16 protein-coding genes are annotated in these 17,659 nt (G+C 68.5%); 12 read left to right on the top strand and 4 right to left on the bottom strand.

From position 1 onward, the window contains the following. Window positions 1-2: 2 nt before the first annotated feature. Window positions 3-1,865: a M48 family metallopeptidase gene (locus tag BMY35_RS00630; RefSeq protein ID WP_093195070.1), complete on the bottom strand. Its 1,863-nt coding sequence runs from the start codon at window positions 1,863-1,865 to the stop codon at window positions 3-5. Between the two features lie 199 nt (window positions 1,866-2,064). Here BMY35_RS00630 and BMY35_RS00635 point away from each other — a divergent pair, with 199 nt between their 5' ends. The 11 genes from BMY35_RS00635 to BMY35_RS00685 all read left to right on the top strand — a co-directional run bounded on the left by BMY35_RS00635 (window position 2,065) and on the right by BMY35_RS00685 (window position 14,757). Continuing rightward, window positions 2,065-2,862 (top strand): SDR family NAD(P)-dependent oxidoreductase, encoded by a 798-nt coding sequence (locus BMY35_RS00635; RefSeq protein ID WP_093195071.1) that lies wholly within the window; start codon window positions 2,065-2,067, stop codon window positions 2,860-2,862. Between the two features lie 13 nt (window positions 2,863-2,875). Further along, complete coding sequence (locus BMY35_RS00640; protein WP_093195072.1) at window positions 2,876-3,736, top strand: CmcJ/NvfI family oxidoreductase; 861 nt, start codon at window positions 2,876-2,878, stop codon at window positions 3,734-3,736. A 10-nt stretch (window positions 3,737-3,746) separates the two neighbouring features. Next, the gene (locus tag BMY35_RS00645) at window positions 3,747-5,078 is read left to right on the top strand and encodes an LLM class flavin-dependent oxidoreductase (protein WP_093195073.1); all 1,332 of its coding nucleotides are present in this window, start codon (window positions 3,747-3,749) and stop codon (window positions 5,076-5,078) included. Between the two features lie 73 nt (window positions 5,079-5,151). Then, window positions 5,152-6,384 carry a multidrug effflux MFS transporter gene (locus tag BMY35_RS00650; RefSeq protein WP_176947610.1) on the top strand — a complete coding sequence of 411 codons (1,233 nt, stop codon included), beginning with the start codon at window positions 5,152-5,154 and terminating at the stop codon, window positions 6,382-6,384. Further along, a complete protein-coding gene (locus BMY35_RS00655) occupies window positions 6,384-7,856 on the top strand; it encodes an MFS transporter (RefSeq protein ID WP_256227905.1) in 1,473 nt (490 codons plus the stop codon). The genes BMY35_RS00650 and BMY35_RS00655 overlap by 1 nt, the downstream gene beginning before the upstream one ends. 20 nt (window positions 7,857-7,876) lie before the next feature. After that, window positions 7,877-8,551 (top strand): paraquat-inducible protein A, encoded by a 675-nt coding sequence (locus BMY35_RS00660; protein WP_093195074.1) that lies wholly within the window; start codon window positions 7,877-7,879, stop codon window positions 8,549-8,551. Further along, window positions 8,548-9,303, top strand: coding sequence for a paraquat-inducible protein A (locus tag BMY35_RS00665; RefSeq protein WP_371287119.1), 756 nt, complete (start codon window positions 8,548-8,550; stop codon window positions 9,301-9,303). The genes BMY35_RS00660 and BMY35_RS00665 overlap by 4 nt, the downstream gene beginning before the upstream one ends. After that, complete coding sequence (locus BMY35_RS00670) at window positions 9,300-10,961, top strand: PqiB family protein (RefSeq protein ID WP_176947609.1); 1,662 nt, start codon at window positions 9,300-9,302, stop codon at window positions 10,959-10,961. Before BMY35_RS00665 ends, BMY35_RS00670 begins: the two co-directional genes overlap by 4 nt. Then, window positions 10,958-11,590, top strand: a complete 633-nt coding sequence (locus BMY35_RS00675) for a PqiC family protein (RefSeq protein WP_093195075.1) — start codon at window positions 10,958-10,960, stop codon at window positions 11,588-11,590. The genes BMY35_RS00670 and BMY35_RS00675 overlap by 4 nt, the downstream gene beginning before the upstream one ends. A 66-nt stretch (window positions 11,591-11,656) precedes the next feature. Further along, on the top strand, window positions 11,657-13,258 hold the full coding sequence (locus BMY35_RS00680) for an MFS transporter (RefSeq protein WP_093195076.1): 1,602 nt from the start codon (window positions 11,657-11,659) through the stop codon (window positions 13,256-13,258). Window positions 13,259-13,278: 20 nt separating this feature from the next. Next, window positions 13,279-14,757 (top strand): flavin-containing monooxygenase, encoded by a 1,479-nt coding sequence (locus tag BMY35_RS00685; protein WP_093195578.1) that lies wholly within the window; start codon window positions 13,279-13,281, stop codon window positions 14,755-14,757. Between the two features lie 6 nt (window positions 14,758-14,763). Here the strand turns inward: BMY35_RS00685 and BMY35_RS00690 are convergent, their stop codons facing one another. Both BMY35_RS00690 and BMY35_RS00695 read right to left on the bottom strand, forming a co-directional pair. Next, entirely contained in the window at window positions 14,764-15,351 is a 588-nt protein-coding gene (locus tag BMY35_RS00690; RefSeq protein WP_093195077.1) for a hypothetical protein, read from the bottom strand. A gap of 147 nt (window positions 15,352-15,498) precedes the next feature. Then, window positions 15,499-16,029: an HD domain-containing protein gene (locus tag BMY35_RS00695; protein WP_093195078.1), complete on the bottom strand. Its 531-nt coding sequence runs from the start codon at window positions 16,027-16,029 to the stop codon at window positions 15,499-15,501. A 110-nt stretch (window positions 16,030-16,139) separates the two neighbouring features. Here BMY35_RS00695 and BMY35_RS00700 point away from each other — a divergent pair, with 110 nt between their 5' ends. Then, the gene (locus BMY35_RS00700) at window positions 16,140-17,141 is read left to right on the top strand and encodes a hydroxyacid dehydrogenase (protein WP_093195079.1); all 1,002 of its coding nucleotides are present in this window, start codon (window positions 16,140-16,142) and stop codon (window positions 17,139-17,141) included. A gap of 4 nt (window positions 17,142-17,145) precedes the next feature. On the opposite strand, the gene soxR is transcribed toward BMY35_RS00700, so the two are convergent. Then, the gene (gene soxR / locus BMY35_RS00705) at window positions 17,146-17,619 is read right to left on the bottom strand and encodes a redox-sensitive transcriptional activator SoxR (protein WP_093195080.1); all 474 of its coding nucleotides are present in this window, start codon (window positions 17,617-17,619) and stop codon (window positions 17,146-17,148) included. Between the last annotated feature and the right edge of the window lie 40 nt (window positions 17,620-17,659).

Raw genomic sequence — 17,659 nt, forward strand, 5'->3', positions numbered from 1 at the left:
TGTCATGGCTGTTGTAGATGCTGCTGTTGCTGCGCCCTCATGATCTGGTGGCGCCGCCAGTAGTGGCCGACTGCGCCCTTGAAGTTTTCTTTCTGCTTGCCGAGGCCCGCGAGCTTCACCTTGGTGGTGCGCGCGCCCAGCATGCCCTTGTCGAAGTGGGTGACGATGAGGGTGTCGCCGAAGCTGCTGTCCTTGTAGGTCAGGCTCTTGACCTCGTCCCACGGGATGGTCGAGCCGCCGTCGGTACTGGGGTGCATGCCCTCGTAGCTGATGTCGATGCGCTCGCCGTTCTTCAGCGCGAAACCGATGGGCGGAAAGTGGCGCAGCACCACGGCGCGCTCTTCCTCGGTCGCGGGCTCGTAGCGGTAGGCCAGGCTCAGCTCGTGGTTCTGCACGAAGCGCTGCTCGTACTCGCTCCACAGGCGTTGCTCGATGGCGTCGGCGGTCTCGATCTCGTCGGCCCACGAGGCCTGCGGCACGGTGGAAACGATGCCGCCGTAGGCGCTCTCGGGCACGTGGTGGCCGACGTTGCGCATGCGTTCCAGCAGCGGCGGATGGCTGTCGTAGGGATGCGGCACGCCGGCTGTCTTCATCGCCTCGATGAAGGCCGGCGAATTGGCGTACGGCGGCAGGCCGTCGGCGACGAAGCGGGCGATGCCGAGCGCGCCGTCGTGCTCGCGGTCCTGCTCGAAGAGCTTCTGCTCCACGTCGTTGCGGTAGCTCGCATAGGCCGAGATCTTGATGAGCGACTGCACGATGGCGTGCGGCGCGGTGAGCCCGGCGGCCACACGGTCGGCCTTGTATTCGCGCTCGCGGCTGTCGCGGGCCAGCGCGAAGGCGAAGATCATGCGGTACAGGCGCAGCAGGTAGTGCGCCACGATGGTGAGGCCGCCGCTTCGCATCTTCCAGGTGTACTGGTCGAACTGCAGCAGCTTGGGGCCGAGCGCCGCGCTGCTGCGGGTGTCGCCGCCGCCCAGGTGGGCGAGCTCGTGCGCGAGCACCGCATCGGCCTCGGTCTGGTCGAGCACGCGCAGCAGCGGCAGGCTCACGAAGAGCGTGCGGCCCTGCAAGGGGCGGCCCTTGACCTCGCACGGCGCTTCGGTCACGAAGAAGTTGGTGTCGATACCTGCCACGATCTGGTCGGGCGGGGTGGTCTTCACGCGGCCGGCGAGCTGGCGGATGCGCTCCCACAGGCGCGGCGCGTCGGCCTGCGAGACCAGCTCGCCCTCGATCTCGTTGCCCGAGGGCAGCTTCTTGAACAGCGTGTAGATCGCGTAGAACACCGCCGCGCCGGCCGCGATGCCGGCAATCGCGATCAGCTTGATGTAGTAGCTGTGCCAGAAGTACGCCGTGAGCCAGAACGAGAGCCACACCAGCATCGCGCTTTGCAGCACCACCTCGACCGCGCTCGACACGGTCATGAGCCGCCAGCCCGCGACGAAGCTGGCGTAGCGCAGGCCGCGGTTGGCGAAGGCCAGCGCGCCCAGCACCAGTGCCGCGACCAGCAGCGCGGCGCCGAGCACGATGGTCCAGAGGGCGGCGCGGTCGGCCCAGTGGAACTGCCAGTGCATCGAGTAGGGGCTGCACACCTTGTCGTGGAAGTTCCTGTCTTCAGGCGCGGTGGCGTCGCAGGCCTTGGAGAGCTGGTGGCTGCGGTAGAACGCAGTGGCTTCGGCCTTGTCCGCGGCGGAGAGACGCGCATCCTTGGCGATGCGGTTTTCCATCGCCTGCAGGAACTCCGCGTCCTGCGAGCGAAGCGCGTATTCGGTGAAGGCGAGGGTGGCCGCCGGAATGGCGAACAGCGAGACGAGCGTGAGAACGAACACGCGCAAGAGATCGGCGTGAACCGTGCGGGCGTGGGCCATGGACGAGCTGCTCCTGGATGACGATTGCTGTGAGTTGTTATGAACGGTCCGGGAAGGCGATAGCGTAGCGGGCACGGCGCATGCAGTGAAGCCGGGCACGGCGTCAAGCGGCGCGAGGCACCGACCTGCCACCGAATAAGGTTATCCCTTTTGCATCGTTCCGCGCGGCGGGGCGCAGGTATAGCCTTCGTTCTCATTCATGGCTGTCACCTCCGTCACTCCATCTTCGCCGTCGTCTGGGTCCGCGCCGTCGCCCGTTGCATGGATTGCCGGTGTCGGCGCCAGCGCAGGCTTGGGTGCGGCGCTCGCGCGGCGCTTCGCGGCCGAAGGCTTCATCGTCGCTCTGACCGGCCGAACGCAGGCCCAGCTCGATGCGGTGGCCGGCGAAATCGTCGCAGCTGGCGGCCGGGCCCATGCCTTCGCGGGCGACGTGGCGAGCGAGGCCGAGATTCACGGCATAGCTCAGAAGACGGCGGCGCTGGGTCCGCTCACGGTGGCCATCTTCAATGCCGCGAGCGCGGTGCGAGCGCCGACGCTGGATCTTTCGGTCGAACAGTTCACGCAGGCCTGGCGCACCAGTGCGCTGGGCGGCTTCATCTTCGGGCACGAGGCCCTGCGCGGCCTGCTGGTCAATCCCTTCGAGGCGGGCGGAGCGCACGCACGTGGCACCTTGCTGTTCACCGGAGCCACCGCGGCTCTGCGCGGCAAGCCGCCGTTCGCGGCCTTCGCCGCGGCCAAGGCCGCGTTGCGTTCGCTGAGCCAGAGCCTGGCGCGCGAGTTCGGCCCGCAGGGCGTTCACGTGGCGCACGTGGTGATCGACGGGGGCATCGACGGCGAGCGCCTGCGCAACAACGCGCCGCAACGCGTGGAGCAGGCCGGCGACGACGGCCTGCTGCAGCTCGAAGCCATCGCTGAAAGTTACTGGCAGCTGCATGTGCAGCACCGCAGCGCATGGACGCAGGAGCTGGACCTGCGGCCGTTCAAGGAACCGTTTTGAGGAGTCACGCTACATGAGCGTCGGATCGAATGGACAGATGCTGGCCGCTACGCTGCCTTCGGTGCAGGCGGAGCTCAACTACCTGAAGGCGGGCCAGGGCCGGCCCGTGAGCTACACATTCGAGCCGCCGCCCGGCACGCCCTGGGTGACCGGCGAACTGGAGCCGCGCCGCGTGACGATCCGCGACGGGCGTCCGCTGGTAGCGCTGAACGAGCTGACGCTCGACCGCAGCGGCTTCACGCAGATCTCGCATCGCAGCGCGCTCGCCGATTTCTCCCAGGACGCGGCGATCCGCGACATCTACTACCGCGAATCCGAAGCGCTGCTGCGCGACGTGACCGGCGCCGAGAAGGTCGTGGTGTTCGACCACACGCTGCGCGACAGCGCGCAGGGCTCGCGCCGCACCGCCGAGCTGCGCGAGCCGGTGCGACGCGTGCACAACGACCAGACCTTCGTCTCCGCGCCGCGCCGCGTGCACGCCCACCTGCCGCCCGAGGAGGCCGAGGAGCGCCTGAAGAACCGCTTCGCGATCATCAACCTGTGGCGGCCGCTGGCCACGGTCGAGCGCCTGCCGCTGGCGCTGTGCGACGCGCGCTCCATTTCGCCCCCCGACCTCGTGCCCAGCGACCTGGTCTATCCCGACAAGGTGGGCGAGACCTATTCCTTCACCTGGAATCCCGAGCACCAGTGGTACTGGTTTCCGAGACTGCGGCCCGACGAGGCCCTGCTGCTGAAGATCTACGACTCGCTCGAGCAGGGCGTGGCGCGCTACACCGCGCACACCGCCTTCGAGGACCCGACGGGTTCGCAGGAAGCGCCGCCGCGCCGCAGCATCGAGCTGCGCGCGCTGGTGTTCTGGCCCGCCGGCAAGTAGCAGCCTCCCGATGAGCACCGCGAAGCAGCTGCGGCTGGGCGCCTTCATGCGCCCCGTGAGCATCCATACCGGCGCCTGGCGCTATCCGGGTGCGTGGCCCGACGCGAACTTCAACTTCGCGCATCTGAAGCAACTTGCGCAGACGCTGGAGCGGGGCCGCTTCGACGCCTTCTTCATGGCCGACCACCTTGCCGTGCTGAACATGCCGGTGGCCGCGCTGCAGCGCAGCCACACGGTCACGTCGTTCGAGCCGTTCACGCTGCTGTCGGCGCTGGCACAGCACACGCGGCACATCGGGCTGGTGGCAACGGCTTCGACCACTTTCGACGAGCCGTTCCACATCGCGCGTCGCTTCGCCTCGCTCGACCATCTGAGCGAAGGCCGCGCGGGCTGGAACATCGTGACCACCTCCAACCCCGACGCTGCGCTGAACTTCGGCCGCGACGACCACATGGAACACGACGAGCGCTATGCCCGCGCCCGCGAGTTCCACGACGTGGTCACCGGCCTGTGGGACAGCTGGGCCGACGACGCCTTCGAGCGCGACGTCGAAAGCGGCCGCTTCTTCGATCCGGCCAAGCTGCACGTGCTGGACCACAAGGGCAAGTACCTGTCGGTGCGCGGCCCGCTGCACATCGCGCGGCCGGTGCAGGGCTGGCCGGTGATCGTGCAGGCGGGCGCCTCGGAGGCCGGCCGCCAGCTCGCGGCAGAGACCGCCGAGGCGGTGTTCGCCGCGCCCGGCACGCTGGCCGGCGCGCGCAGCCTCTATGCCGACATCAAGGGCCGCATGCGCGCGATCGGGCGCGACCCTGACCATCTCAAGATCCTGCCGGCCGCCTTCGTGGTGGTGGGCGACAGGGTGGAGGAGGCGCGCGCCATCCGCGCGAAGCTCGACAGCCTGGTGCACTACGACAGCGCCATCGCGTCGTTGTCGATCGCGCTGGGCCACGACGCTTCGAAGTTCGACCCCGACGGCCCGTTGCCCGACGTGCCCGAGACCAATGCGAGCCAGAGCGGCCGCGCCCGCGTGATCGAGCTGGCCCGCAGCGAGAGCCTCACGGTGCGCCAGCTGGCCCAGCGCCTGGGCGGCTACGGCGGGCTTGCCTTCGTCGGCACCGCGCAGACCATCGCCGACGACATGCAGGAGTGGCTGGAAAGCGAAGGCTGCGACGGCTTCAACGTGATGTTCCCCTGGCTGCCAGGCGGGCTCGACGCCTTCGTCGACAAGGTGGTGCCCGAGCTGCAGCGACGCGGCATCTTCCGGCGCGAATACGAAGGTCGTACCTTGCGCGAGAACCTCGGCCTGCCGCGGCCCGGCAACCGTTTCTTTGCCCAGAATTAGCAAGCCGGGCTGAACCGCACCGGGGCCGACCCCACGCCTGCACCGATTGCCGCGCTTCGCGACAATCGGTTCAATGCGTTCTTCCCCCTTCTTCAAGATGGCCCTGCTGCTGGGCCTGCTCTCGGCCATCGGGCCATTCGCCATCGACATGTACCTGCCGGCGCTGCCAGCCATCGGGCAGAGCCTGCGTGCCGACATCGGCGCGGTGCAGATGAGCCTCACGGCCTTCTTCCTTTCGCTCGGCGCGGGGCAGCTGCTGTACGGGCCGGTCTCCGACATGGTGGGCCGCAAGCCGCCGCTGTACGCGGGGTTGGTGCTGTTCGCGCTTGCCAGCGTGGGCTGCGCGCTGGCGACCGACATCCAGACGCTGATCGTGCTGCGCTTCATCCAGGGCCTGGGCGCCGCAGCCGGCATGGCGATTCCGCGCGCCGTGGTGCGCGACCTGCATACCGGCACCGATGCCGCGCGGCTGATGTCGCTGCTGATGCTGGTGTTCAGCGTGTCGCCGATCCTCGCGCCGCTCGCGGGCAGCGCCGTGATCGCGTTCGCCGGCTGGCGCGGCGTGTTCTGGGCCGTGACCATCGCGGCCGTGGCCGGCCTCGCGATGATGGTGAAGCTGCTCGACGAAACCCGCCCGGCCTCGGAGCGCGTCGAAAGCAGCCTCGGCAGCGCGCTCTCGGCCTACTGGCTGCTGCTGCGCGACACGCACTACCTCGGGCTGGTGTTCATCGGCAGCTTCGCGATGGCGGGCTTCTTCACCTATCTCGCGAACTCGTCGTTCGTGATGATCGACCACTACGGCCTGTCGCCCGCGCTCTACAGCGTGGCCTTCGGCGTGAACGCGGCCGCCTTCATCGGCGCCTCGCAGTTCACCGGTGCGCTGGGCGAGCGCTACGGGCTGGTCAAGCTCGTCAAGTTCGGCGTGGTGTGCTGCGGCGTGGCGATGGCCGCGATGTTCGTCTACTTCGCGATGGGCGGCGACAGCATCTGGGTGCTTATCGTCCTGTACTTCATCGCCTCGGGCTTCATGGGGCTGGTGATTCCGACCACCGGCGTGCTCGCGCTCGAGATGCACGGCGCCATTGCGGGCACGGCCTCGGCGCTGCTGGGCACGCTGCAGATGCTCACCGGTGCGCTGGCGATGGCGGTGGTGGGCTTCTTCACCGACGGCAGGCCGCTGCCGATGGTGGCCGGCATGGCCGGCGGCGCGCTCATCGCGCTGGTGCTGACCTGGCTGACGCTGGGCGGCGTGCGCTCCGAGCCCACGGCCAAGGCAGGAAAGACAGGAAGGACGCAGCAAGCCTGATGAACACGGTACGCGCAGGCGCCGCGCTCCCGGCAGCCGAAGACAACAACAACGGCGGCAACGCGGGCCCAAGGCCCATGGACGGACTGGCGCAGCCGGAGCGCGGCTGGGCGATGCTGGTCATCATCCTCGGGCTGATCGTGGCGGTGCTCGACGGCACCATCGTCAACCTCGCGCTGCCGGGCATCGCGCGCGAACTGCAGGCCAGCCCGTCGCAGGCGATCTGGGTGGTCAATGCGTACCAGATCGCCACGCTGGTGATGCTGCTGCCGCTGGCCTCGCTGGGCGACCTCGTGGGCTACCGGCGCGTGTACCTGGTCGGCATGGCGGTGTTCACGCTGTCGTCGCTGGCAGCCACCTTCGCCAACTCGCTGGGCACGCTGATCGCGGCACGCGCATTCCAGGGGCTGGGCGCGGCCGGCATCATGAGCGTGAACGCGGCGCTGGTGCGGCTCACGTATCCATCCGCCCAGCTGGGCAAGGGCATGGCGATCAACTCGCTGGTGGTGGCTACTTCGTCGGTGGCGGGGCCTTCGGTGGCGGCGGCCATCCTCTCGGTGGCTTCGTGGCCCTGGCTCTTCGCCATCAACGTGCCGCTGGGCATCGTCACCTTCGCGCTGGGCATGAAGGCGCTGCCGTTCAACCGCGTGGCGCCTGCCGCCGGGCTGCGCTTCTCGCCGGTGGACGTGGCGCTCAACGTGCTGATGTTCTCGCTGGTGTTCCTGGGCGTCGACCGGCTCGGCGTGCGCGAGGGCCCGGTGCAGGGCGCGGGCGGTTCGCAGGCCTCGGCGTGGGCCATCCTGCTCGCCGGCGTGGCCGTGGGCTTCGTCTACCTGCGGCGCCAGCGCAAGCTGGCCGTGCCGCTCTTTCCCATCGACCTGCTGCGCATTCCGGTGTTCGCGCTGTCGATGGGTACTTCGGTGGCCGCCTTCTGCGCGCAGATGCTGGCCTACATCGCGCTGCCGTTCCTGCTGCTCGACGTGTACGGCCGCAGCCACATCGAGGCCGGTCTGCTCATCACTGCCTGGCCGCTGGCCATCGTGGTGATGGCGCCCATCGCGGGGCGGCTGATCGGCCGCTACCCCGACGGGCTGCTCGGCGGCATCGGGCTGGGCCTGCTGGCCACCGGCCTGGCGCTGCTGGCGGCGCTGCCGGCGCATCCGGGCAATGCCGACATCGCCTGGCGCATGGCGCTGTGCGGGCTGGGCTTCGGGCTGTTCCAGTCGCCGAACAACCACACCATCGTGACCTCGCCGCCGGCGCACCGCAGTGGTGCGGCCAGCGGCATGCTGGGCACGGCCCGGCTCACCGGGCAGACCCTGGGCGCCGTGGTGCTGGCGGGCGTCTTCAGCGTCTGGAGCCCGCACGGCGGCCACGGACCGGTGGTGGCGCTGGTGCTGGCGGCCAGTTTTGCCGCGGTTGCGGCGGTTTTCAGCACGCTGCGCCTCAGGACGACAAGCCACGGCGGCTGAATGAGTTAGGGTACTCACCCATGAAGGAAGTACCTGAAACGGTGGTCTGCCCGGGCTGCGACGCGGTCTACAGCCGCGCGCCGCTCAAGCCGCGCGACGTGGCGCACTGCCCCCGCTGCGGCACCGAGCTCGACCGGCACCCGGGCCAGCAGGAGCGCCGCATCCTTCCGCTGACGGTGGCCTGCCTCATCATGTTCGCCATCGCGAACCTGTTTCCCATCGTCGAGATCGAGCTCCAGGGCCTGCGCAGCCAGACCACGCTGGCAGGAGCCGTGGTGGCGCTGACCGCCGAGGGCATGTCGCTGGTGGCGCTGCTGGTGCTGGCGACCACCATCCTCTTTCCCTTCCTGCAGCTTTGCATCCTGGCCTACCTGCTGATTCCGCTGAGCCGGGAGCACCGGCCGGTGGGCTTCGCGCTGCTGGTGCGGGCGATGCAGTCGCTGCGGCCCTGGGGAATGATCGAGGTGTTCCTGCTCGGGGTGCTGGTGGCCATCGTCAAGCTGTCGAGCATGGCGAGCGTGGTGCCGGGGCCGGCGCTGTGGGCCTTCATGGCGCTCACGGTCATGCTGACGGCGGTGCTGTCGTTCGATCCGGGGGCGTTCTGGGGAATGGCGTTCCGGCCGAAGGGCGAGGCCCTGCCGGACGAAGGCACGGGCGAAGGGGCGAACGACGAGAAGGGCGGGGCGTCGGCATGAAGCCGCTGGGCCGTCTCCGGCAGCGCCTCGGGAGCATCGCGGCTTCCAGCGACCATCACCACCACGACGAGGACTCGCGGGTTCTCACCGCCGCCTCGCTCGGCTACATGCCCTGCCGGCATTGCGGCGCCGTCTGGGAAGGCGCGGAGGAGGGCGATGCCTGCGGCCGCTGCGGCACGCACCTGCACACGCGCAAGCCGCAGAGCCTGAAGCTCACCTGGGCCTTCCTCATCGCGGCCTGCATGATGTACATACCGGCGAACCTGCTGCCGGTGATGATCACGCGCACGCTGTTCGGCACGCAGAACGACACCATCCTGAGCGGAGTGATCTATTTCTGGGTGTCTGGCGCCTACGGGCTCGCGGCCATCGTCTTCATCGCCAGCTTCCTGGTGCCGCTGTTCAAGCTGGCCGTGCTGCTGCTGCTCGTGGTGCTGGCGCAGCGCGGCAGCAGCTGGCGGAGGCGCGAGCGGGCGAAGCTGTATCACATCATCGAGATCATCGGCCGCTGGTCGATGCTCGACGTGTTCGTGGTGTCGCTGCTGACGGGGCTGGTGCAGATCCAGGGCTTCGCGGTCATCACCGCGGGCGTGGGCATCGCGGCCTTCGGCTCGGTGGTGGTGCTGACGATGCTGGCCTCGTTGAGCTTCGACCCGAAGCTCACCTGGGACAGCAGGGAGGAACAGGCCATCCTGCGCGACAACGAGGAAGGTGCACAGACACATGGAAACAGGGACGAGAAACCAGCATGAGTGAAGAAGATCAACCCAAGGACAGGCCGGCGCCGTCCGGCCCGCCCGACCAGTCACCCTTGCCCAGGCCGCGCGTGGTGCGCCGGCGCGAGTGGCTGCCGTCGCTGATCTGGCTGATCCCCATCGTGGCAGCGCTGGTGGGCATCACGCTGGTGGCGCGGATCATCCTGGAGCGCGGCCCCGAGGTGGTGCTGACCTTCAAGACCGCCGAGGGCCTGGAGGCCGGCAAGACCGCCGTGAAGTACAAGGACGTGCAGATCGGCCTGGTCACCAGCCTGCGGCTGGCGCGCGACCGCTCGCACGTGCGCGTGCTGGTGCAGTTCAACAAGGAGGCGCAGAGCTTCACGGCGCAGGACTCGCGCTTCTGGGTCGTGCGCCCGCGGCTCGACACGTCGGGCATCTCGGGGCTCAACACGCTGCTGTCGGGCGCCTACATCGGCGCCGACGCGGGCGTGTCGACGGAAACGGCGGGCGAGTTCACCGGGCTGGAGACGCCGCCCATCGTCACGCGCGACGACTCGGGCAAGCAGTTTCTGCTGCGCGCCAACGACGTGGGCTCGCTCGACGTGGGCTCGCCGGTGTACTTCAGGCGCGTCAAGGTCGGGCAGGTGGCGGCCTACGAGCTCGACGGCGACGGGCGCGGCGTGACCATCCGCGTGTTCATCAACGCGCCCTACGACAAGTTCGTGGGCATGAACACGCGCTTCTGGCAGGCCAGCGGCATCGATGCGCAGCTGAGCGCGAGCGGCTTCACGCTGCGCACGCAGTCGCTGGCGACCATCCTGCTCGGCGGCATCGCCTTCCAGGCGCCCGACGACGCCATGGGCCCGGTCGCCAAGGAGAACGCGGCCTTCACGCTGGCGCAGGACGAGTCTTCCGCCATGAAGGAGCCCGACGGCCCCTCGCAGACCCTGCTGATGTACTTCAACCAGTCGCTGCGCGGGCTCACGCCGGGCGCGCCAGTGGACTTCCGCGGCGTGGTGATCGGCGAGGTCAAGTCCATCGGCGTGGAGTTCGACCGCGCCGAGCGCGAGTTCCGCATGCCGGTGCTGGTGCAGGTCTACCCCGACCGCCTGCGCCGCCGTGCGGGCGAGAGCGGCACCGAGTCGCGCGCCACCCAGCAGGAGCGGCTGCGCTTCCTGGCCGAGAAGGGCCTGCGCGCCCAGCTGCGCAACGGCAACCTGCTGACCGGCCAGGTCTACGTGGCGCTCGACTTCTTCCCGAAGGCGCCGCCCGCGAAGATCGACCTGTCGAAGAACCCGATCGAGCTGCCCACCGTGGCCAACAGCCTCGACGAGATCCAGTCGCAGGTGCAGGAGATCGCGACCAAGCTCAACAAGGTGCCCTACGAGCAGATCGCGGGCGACCTGCGCACCACGCTCGCCTCGCTCAACAAGACCCTGACGACCACCGAGCAGACGGTCAGCCGCATCAACAACGACGTCACGCCCGAGCTGGCCGCGGCCATGAAGGACGTGCGCAAGACCGTGAACAGCGCCGAGCGCACGCTGGCCGACGACTCGCCGCTGCAGCAGGACATGCGCCAGACGCTGCAGGAGCTCACGCGCGCCGCCGGCTCGGTGCGCGTGCTGACCGACTACCTCGAGCGCCACCCAGAGTCGCTGCTGCGCGGCAAACCGGACGACGGCAAGAAATGAAGAAGAACCACATCGCATCCGTGGCCGCAGCAGCGGCAATGCTGGCCACGCTCGCGGGCTGCGCCAGCAAGCCCGACAACTACTACACGCTGGCGAGCCCGGTGGCGGCGGCTGATGCCGCGCCTTCGACGCTCGGCAGCGCCGCACCGCTTTACATCGAGCTCGCGCCCGTGGCCGTGCCCGAGCGCTTCGCGCGGCCGCAGATGGTGGTGCGCCGGCCCAACGGCAGCGTGCAGGTCGATGTGCTGGAGCAGCATCGCTGGGCCTCGTCGTTCGAGAACGAGCTGCGCGATGCGTTGGCCAGCGGCATCGCCGGCCGGCTCGGCGCGCTCGACGTGACCAGGAGCGGCAAGCAGGGCTCGCAGCCGGTGTGGCGCATCGCGGTGCAGCTGCGCCAGTTCGATGCGGTCGACGGCGCGCGCGTCGATGCGGGCTTCAGCTGGACGCTGCGGCGCTCGGACGAGGCGCGTACGGTGGTGTGCCAGCTGAACCTCGGCGAGGCAGTGGGCAGCGGGATGGACGCGGTGGCGCAAGGAGCGCAGCGCGTGACGGCGGCTGCGGCCGCTGCGATGGCGCGCAGTGTGAATGCCGCGCGTGCCAATCCGTCGGCGACTGCCTGCGCGACCTGATTCTTTCTCCCGGCCTCTGGGAAGAAAAAAGAGGCAAGACCGGAATCCCATAGGAAGGAGACCTCCATGGCACAGATCGGCAAGGCGCCCTGCGACGACACGCTGATCCTGCATGGCGCCCGCCCCGAGGAGGGCGGCTGCCCCGATGCCTCCAAACCCTGGGTGCTGGCGGCGGCCATCGTGGGGTCCAGCATGGCCTTCATCGACGGCACTGTGGTCAACGTAGCGCTGCCGGCCATCCAGTCCGACCTGCACGCCACGGCCTTCCAGGCGCAATGGGTGGTCGAGTCGTACGCCTTGCTGCTGGCGGCACTGCTCCTGGTGGGCGGCGCGCTGGGCGATCACTACGGCCGGCGGCGCATCTTCGCGATCGGCGTCGGCATCTTCGCCCTGTCGTCGGTGGCCTGCGGGCTTGCGGCCAACGTGCAGCAGCTCATTGCCGGGAGGGCGGTGCAGGGCATCGGCGGGGCGCTGCTGGTGCCGGGCAGCCTCGCGCTGATCAGCGCGGCCTTTCCCGAGAAGGAGCGCGGCAAGGCCATCGGCACCTGGTCGGGCTTCAGCGGCATCACGGCGGCGGTGGGGCCGGTGCTGGGCGGCTTCCTGGTCGATCACTTTTCCTGGACCTGGGCCTTCTTCATCAACGTGCCGATGGCGCTGCTGGTGCTGTGGATCGTGTGGCGCCACGTGCCCGAGAGCCGCGGCGCTTCCGCCAGCGGCGGGCTCGACCTGTGGGGCGCGCTGCTCGCGACGGCCGGGCTCGGCGGCATCGTCTACGCATTCATCGAGGCGCCGACGCAGGGATGGCGCTCGCCGGCCGTGCTTTCGGCGCTGGCCGTCGGCGTGCTGGGCGGTGCGGGCTTCTTCGTCGCCGAGCGCAAGGTGCGTACGCCGATGCTGCCGCTGGAGCTGCTGCGCATCGGCAACTTCAGCGGCGCGAACCTGCTGACGCTGCTGCTCTATGCGGCGCTGGGCGGCGGGCTGTACTTCTTTCCGCTCAACCTGATCCAGGTGCAGGGCTACTCGGCGACGGTGGCGGGGGCGGCGCTGCTGCCTTTCATCTTCATCATGTTCGCGCTCTCGGGCTGGGCCGGGCAGCTGGTGGACCGCTTCGGGCCGCGCATGCCGCTGGTCATCGGTCCGGCCATCGCGGCGGTGGGCTTCGCGCTGTTCGCGGTGCCGGGCGTGGGCGCGAGCTACTGGAGCGGCTTTCTGCCGGCAGTGGTGGTGCTGGGCTTCGGCATGACGGTGACGGTGGCGCCGCTGACCACCACGGTCATGAATGCGGTCGGCCCCGAGCTGGCGGGCGTGGCATCGGGCGTGAACAACGCCGTGTCGCGCGCTGCGGCGGTGCTGGCGATCGCGGTGTTCGGCGCGCTCATGGCCTGGGCCTTCGACGCGGCGCTGGCGGATCACCTGCGCGACATGGGCGCTTCGAGGCAGGTGGCAGCATTTCTCGAAGGCGAGCGCAGCAAGCTGGCGGGCGCGGCGATGCCGCCGGGCGTTGATGCGGCCACGGCCGCGGCCGCGAAACGGGCGGTGGCCGAATCCTTCGTCGCGGGCTTTCGCTGGGTGATGCTGTCGAGCGCCGCGCTGGCCATGTTGAGTGCGGTGAGCGCGTGGCTGATGATCCGGGGCACCCCCGCGGGAGGTGCGGACAGGAAGAACTGAGTAGACAAGGAGACATGTCGATGCAGGACGAAGATCAGCAGGAGCACGTCGATGTGCTCGTCGTGGGCGCTGGCCTCTCCGGGATCGGCGCCGGCTACCACCTGCAGGCGAATTGCCCGGGGCGCAGCTACGCGATCCTCGAGGGGCGCGAACGCAGCGGCGGCACCTGGGACCTGTTCCGCTATCCGGGCGTGCGCTCGGATTCCGACATGTACACGCTGGGATATTCGTTCCGGCCGTGGACGCAGGCGAAGTCCATTGCCGACGGGCCGTCGATCCTGAACTACCTGCGCGAGACCGCGGCGCAGCACGGCATCGACCGGAAGATCCGGTTCAACCATCGCGTGGTGCGCGCCTCGTGGTCCACAGCCGATGCCTGCTGGAGCGTGGATGTCGAGCGCGGCCCCGAACGGCTTCTGCTGCGCATGCGTTGCAACTTCCTCTTCCTGTGCAGCGGCTACTACAGGTACGAGGCCGGCTACACGCCCGAGTTCGCGGGCGTTGGCGACTACGCGGGCCGCATCGTCCATCCGCAGCACTGGCCCGAGGACCTGGATTGCAGCGGCAAGAAGGTGATCGTGATCGGCAGCGGCGCGACCGCGATGACGCTGGTGCCGGCGCTGGCGAAGACGGCCTCGCACGTGATGCTGCTGCAGCGCTCGCCCACCTACGTGGTCGCTCGGCCGGCGCAGGACCCCATCGCCCACGGGCTTCGCAGCTTCCTGCCGGCCGGAATGGCCTACGGTCTCACGCGCTGGAAGAACGTGCTGCTGTCGATGTACTTCTTCCGCCTCGCGCGGCGCAAGCCCGATCGCGTGAAGAAGCTGATTCTTGGCGGCGTGCGGCAGGCCCTCGGGCCCGGCTACGACGTCGCCACGCATTTCACGCCGCGCTACAACCCCTGGGATCAGCGCCTGTGCCTCGTGCCCGACGGCGACCTGTTCGCGGCCATCAGGGCAGGGCGCGCCTCGATGGTCACGGACCACGTCGACACCTTCACGCCGGGCGGCATCAGGCTGAAGTCGGGCAGGGAGCTGGAGGCCGACGTGGTCGTCACCGCCACCGGGCTCGAACTGCAGGTGCTCGGCGGCGTGCAGCTCGAGGTGGACGGCCGGCGCGTGGATCCGGCCGCGACCTTCAACTACAAGGGAATGATGTACAGCGACGTGCCCAACCTGGCCTCGTCGTTCGGCTACACGAATGCCTCGTGGACGCTCAAGAGCGACCTGACCTGCGCGTATGTCTGCCGGGTGCTCAACCACATGGAGAAGCAGGGCTGGAGGCAATGCACGCCCCGCAACACCGACCCGTCCCTGGCGCCCGAGCCCTGGCTCGACTTCTCCTCGGGCTACGTGCAGCGCGCGGTGGGCAGGTTTCCGAAGCAGGGCTCGCGCGCGCCGTGGCGGGTGTACCAGAACTACGCGCGCGATCTCGTGAGCCTGCGCTTCGGTTCGGTGGACGACGGGGTGATGGAGTTCGCGAATCGGCGTGTCGGCTAGCGAGACTCAGAGAAATGGCGTGTAGGGCTTCTGAGGCTGTAGGTAGATTCTTTTTTCGTAGACAGTGGGGACCTTGGTTCCGCCTTCAATTGTTTTCTCGATATGCGCGATCTGGCCCATATAGATTTTCGCGCGACTGAACATGTGGGCTTTCCATCCGTCCGGGTGTATCACGGTGATGTGGAAATAATCCTGTCCCTTGAAATTCTGAAGCTGGTGGAATCCCAGTTCGACTGTGACATTGAGTCTGTCGCTCAACACGGCCGTAGCGATTTCGTATAGCTCGCTGGCGTGATTGTGGGCAATTTCTCTTTCTGCCCACGTGTTCAGCATGGCGCATATCTGCTGGTAGTTGGCATCGCCCAGAGTGTTGTAGTCGTCGTCATACCAGTCTCCATGCTTCGCCCTGAGTCCATCGATGTTGTTCCAGTTTTCTGCAAACACAATGCCCATTTGGACCTCCAATCCGATTGATGCTTTACTGAAATGGATGCACCCGACTTTCCTCCGGATGCGTGCCTGGGTCGGGGCTGCCGGCAACTTGCCCCCTTCTGGCTTTCCGGAGAACTGAAGTCCGTGCACTGTGGCGTCCATTCGGACACCAATCCATTTCGCACCATTACAGACAGGCTCGGGCTGGCAGGCTCAGGGCGCGCGCCCGTCTGTCCGGACCGCAGCGACCGCTTTACCCGCGAAAGATCGCTCGTCTATGAGGGGCGAACCAGCCGTGTACAGCCCTTGTCAGGGCGTCGCTGTTGGTGCGCGAGAGGGCGAGAGCAGCGTGTCGAGCTCGGTCCACAACGGATCGCATTGCCCGGCCCTGAATGCGGCTGCCCTGAAGGTCGGATGCTCGCCGTGGTACGTCTCCCACAGCGCGCGCTGGCCGTCCGCCACGCAGGCGCGCACGTTGGCCAGGCGGTCGGCGGCCTTCACGAGCAGCGCGAGTTCCTCGTCGCCCTTCACTTCGGCCAGAGCCGCATAGGTCTTGGCCTTGCGCTCCTTGCGGTTGGCCCCGGGCGCGTCGGTCAGCAGCGCAACGCACGAGGCCACCAGATCGCCGAAGCGCGAGCGCACGTCCGCCACCGTCGCTGCCGTGTCCTCGACCACGTCGTGCAGATAGCCGACGACGCGCGCCCTGTCGCCGTAGGGCTGGAGCAGGGCGGCGACGGCGTCGAGGTGGTGCACGTATGGATGCGTGCCGTACTTCTGGTCGCCGTGCATCTCGACGGCATAGGCACGGGCTGCGTCGGGTGTCTGTGAGGTTATGGTCATGCGGCGTCCTGTGGTTTTTCCATTCTGCCTTCGTGGCGGCGCACGATCCTTGGCGCTTGCGGCCGCATGATGCTCGCGGCCAGTCTTTCCTTCCGAACAGAAGCTTTTTCATGACCACGGTTTTCGTCAGCCATCCGCCAGCCAAGCTCGCCAACTACTTCGGCGACCGCGCCACCGCGGCCCTTCGGGCCATCGCGCAGGTGCGCTTCAATCCCAGCGACGCCGATCTTTCGTCGCGCGAGCTCGCCGACCTTGCGCAGGACTGCGACGCGATCATTTCCTACCGCCAGACGGCGGGTGACGAGGCGCTGTTCGCGGCCCTGCCGCAGCTCAAGGCCTTCGTGCGCTGTGCCATCGACATCCGCAACATCGACGTGGCCTCCGCCAGCCGGCACGGCGTGCTGGTGACGCAGGCGAGCGCGGGGTTCATCGCCTCGGTGTCGGAGTGGATCGTGGGCGCGATGATCGATCTGGGCCGAGGCATCAGTGCCTCCGCCGCGAGCTACCACGCAGGCCGGCTGCCGCCGCCCGCGATGGGTCGCGAACTGCGCGGCAGCACGCTGGGCGTGATCGGCTACGGGCAGATCAGCCGCTACCTTTGCGATGTCGCGCTGGCGCTGGGCATGCGCATCGTCGTGCACGACCCGTACACGGCAACCGACCGGGCCGAGTTCGAGCAGGTGAGCTTCGAGGCGCTGCTGGCGCAGTCGGACTTCGTGGTCTGCCTCGCGCCCGCCACCGAGGCGACCGAGAACATGATGAACGCCCGGGCGTTCGCCGCGATGCAGCCGCATGCCTTCTTCATCAATGCCTCGCGCGGCAATCTGGTGGATGAGCGTGCGCTGCTCGCCGCGCTGGACGCCGGCACGATCGCGGGATGCGCGCTCGACGTCGGCCGCGCGCCCGACCAGATGCCTTCGCCGGACGTGGCAGCGCATCCGCGCGTGATCGCCACGCCCCACATCGGCGGGCTCACGCCGCCGGCGGTCGAGCACCAGGCGACGGAAACCGTGTCGCAGCTCGCGGAGATCTTCCAGGGCAGGGCGCCGAAGGGCGCGGTCAATGCGGCCGAGGCCTATCGCTGGCGGAAGGCATTCGGCGCAGGCGCCTGAGTTTTCAGGCGCCTCGTTTCACCAGCAGCCGCTGCGGCCCCTGGCCCTCGGCGCCAAGCCGGTCGAGCGGATTGCGCAGCTTGCAGCGGTCGATCGACAGGCAGCCGCAGCCGATGCAGTCGTCGAGCGTGTCGCGCAGCTTCTGCAACTGCTCTATGCGCTCGTCCAGCTCGGCACGCCACGAAGCCGAGAGCCGGGCCCAGTCCTCGCGGCTCGGCGCTGCGGATTCGGGGAGGGTAGCCAGGGCAGTGCCGATCTCGGCAAGCGAAATGCCTACCCTCTGCGCTACCCGCACGAAGGCCACGCGCCGCAGCACCGTGCGCGGGTAGCGTCGCTGGTTGCCTGCGGTGCGGGTGCTGCCGATCAGGCCCTGCGCCTCGTAGAAATGCAGCGTGGACACCGTGACGCCGCTGCGGCGGGCGACCTCGCCGACGGTGAGCGTGGGGGAAATGCCGGCTCTTTGCAGTGCGTCGTTCATCGGAAGAGAAACCTCTTGACCTCAGCTTTACTTGAGGTTT

Origin of the sequence: Variovorax sp. YR750 (assembly GCF_900109805.1) — a bacterium.
In the GTDB taxonomy this organism is placed as follows: domain Bacteria; phylum Pseudomonadota; class Gammaproteobacteria; order Burkholderiales; family Burkholderiaceae_C; genus Variovorax; species Variovorax gossypii.

Excerpts from the sequence above, each read along its gene's own strand:
- BMY35_RS00630 (WP_093195070.1), bottom strand. The coding sequence starts at position 1,865 with ATGGCCCACGCCCGCACGGTTCACGCCGATCTCTTGCGCGTGTTCGTT.
- BMY35_RS00635 (WP_093195071.1), top strand. The coding sequence starts at position 2,065 with ATGGCTGTCACCTCCGTCACTCCATCTTCGCCGTCGTCTGGGTCCGCG.
- BMY35_RS00640 (WP_093195072.1), top strand. The coding sequence starts at position 2,876 with ATGAGCGTCGGATCGAATGGACAGATGCTGGCCGCTACGCTGCCTTCG.
- BMY35_RS00645 (WP_093195073.1), top strand. The coding sequence starts at position 3,747 with ATGAGCACCGCGAAGCAGCTGCGGCTGGGCGCCTTCATGCGCCCCGTG.
- BMY35_RS00650 (WP_176947610.1), top strand. The coding sequence starts at position 5,152 with ATGCGTTCTTCCCCCTTCTTCAAGATGGCCCTGCTGCTGGGCCTGCTC.
- BMY35_RS00655 (WP_256227905.1), top strand. The coding sequence starts at position 6,384 with ATGAACACGGTACGCGCAGGCGCCGCGCTCCCGGCAGCCGAAGACAAC.
- BMY35_RS00660 (WP_093195074.1), top strand. The coding sequence starts at position 7,877 with ATGAAGGAAGTACCTGAAACGGTGGTCTGCCCGGGCTGCGACGCGGTC.
- BMY35_RS00665 (WP_371287119.1), top strand. The coding sequence starts at position 8,548 with ATGAAGCCGCTGGGCCGTCTCCGGCAGCGCCTCGGGAGCATCGCGGCT.
- BMY35_RS00670 (WP_176947609.1), top strand. The coding sequence starts at position 9,300 with ATGAGTGAAGAAGATCAACCCAAGGACAGGCCGGCGCCGTCCGGCCCG.
- BMY35_RS00675 (WP_093195075.1), top strand. The coding sequence starts at position 10,958 with ATGAAGAAGAACCACATCGCATCCGTGGCCGCAGCAGCGGCAATGCTG.
- BMY35_RS00680 (WP_093195076.1), top strand. The coding sequence starts at position 11,657 with ATGGCACAGATCGGCAAGGCGCCCTGCGACGACACGCTGATCCTGCAT.
- BMY35_RS00685 (WP_093195578.1), top strand. The coding sequence starts at position 13,279 with ATGCAGGACGAAGATCAGCAGGAGCACGTCGATGTGCTCGTCGTGGGC.
- BMY35_RS00690 (WP_093195077.1), bottom strand. The coding sequence starts at position 15,351 with ATGGACGCCACAGTGCACGGACTTCAGTTCTCCGGAAAGCCAGAAGGG.
- BMY35_RS00695 (WP_093195078.1), bottom strand. The coding sequence starts at position 16,029 with ATGACCATAACCTCACAGACACCCGACGCAGCCCGTGCCTATGCCGTC.
- BMY35_RS00700 (WP_093195079.1), top strand. The coding sequence starts at position 16,140 with ATGACCACGGTTTTCGTCAGCCATCCGCCAGCCAAGCTCGCCAACTAC.
- soxR (WP_093195080.1), bottom strand. The coding sequence starts at position 17,619 with ATGAACGACGCACTGCAAAGAGCCGGCATTTCCCCCACGCTCACCGTC.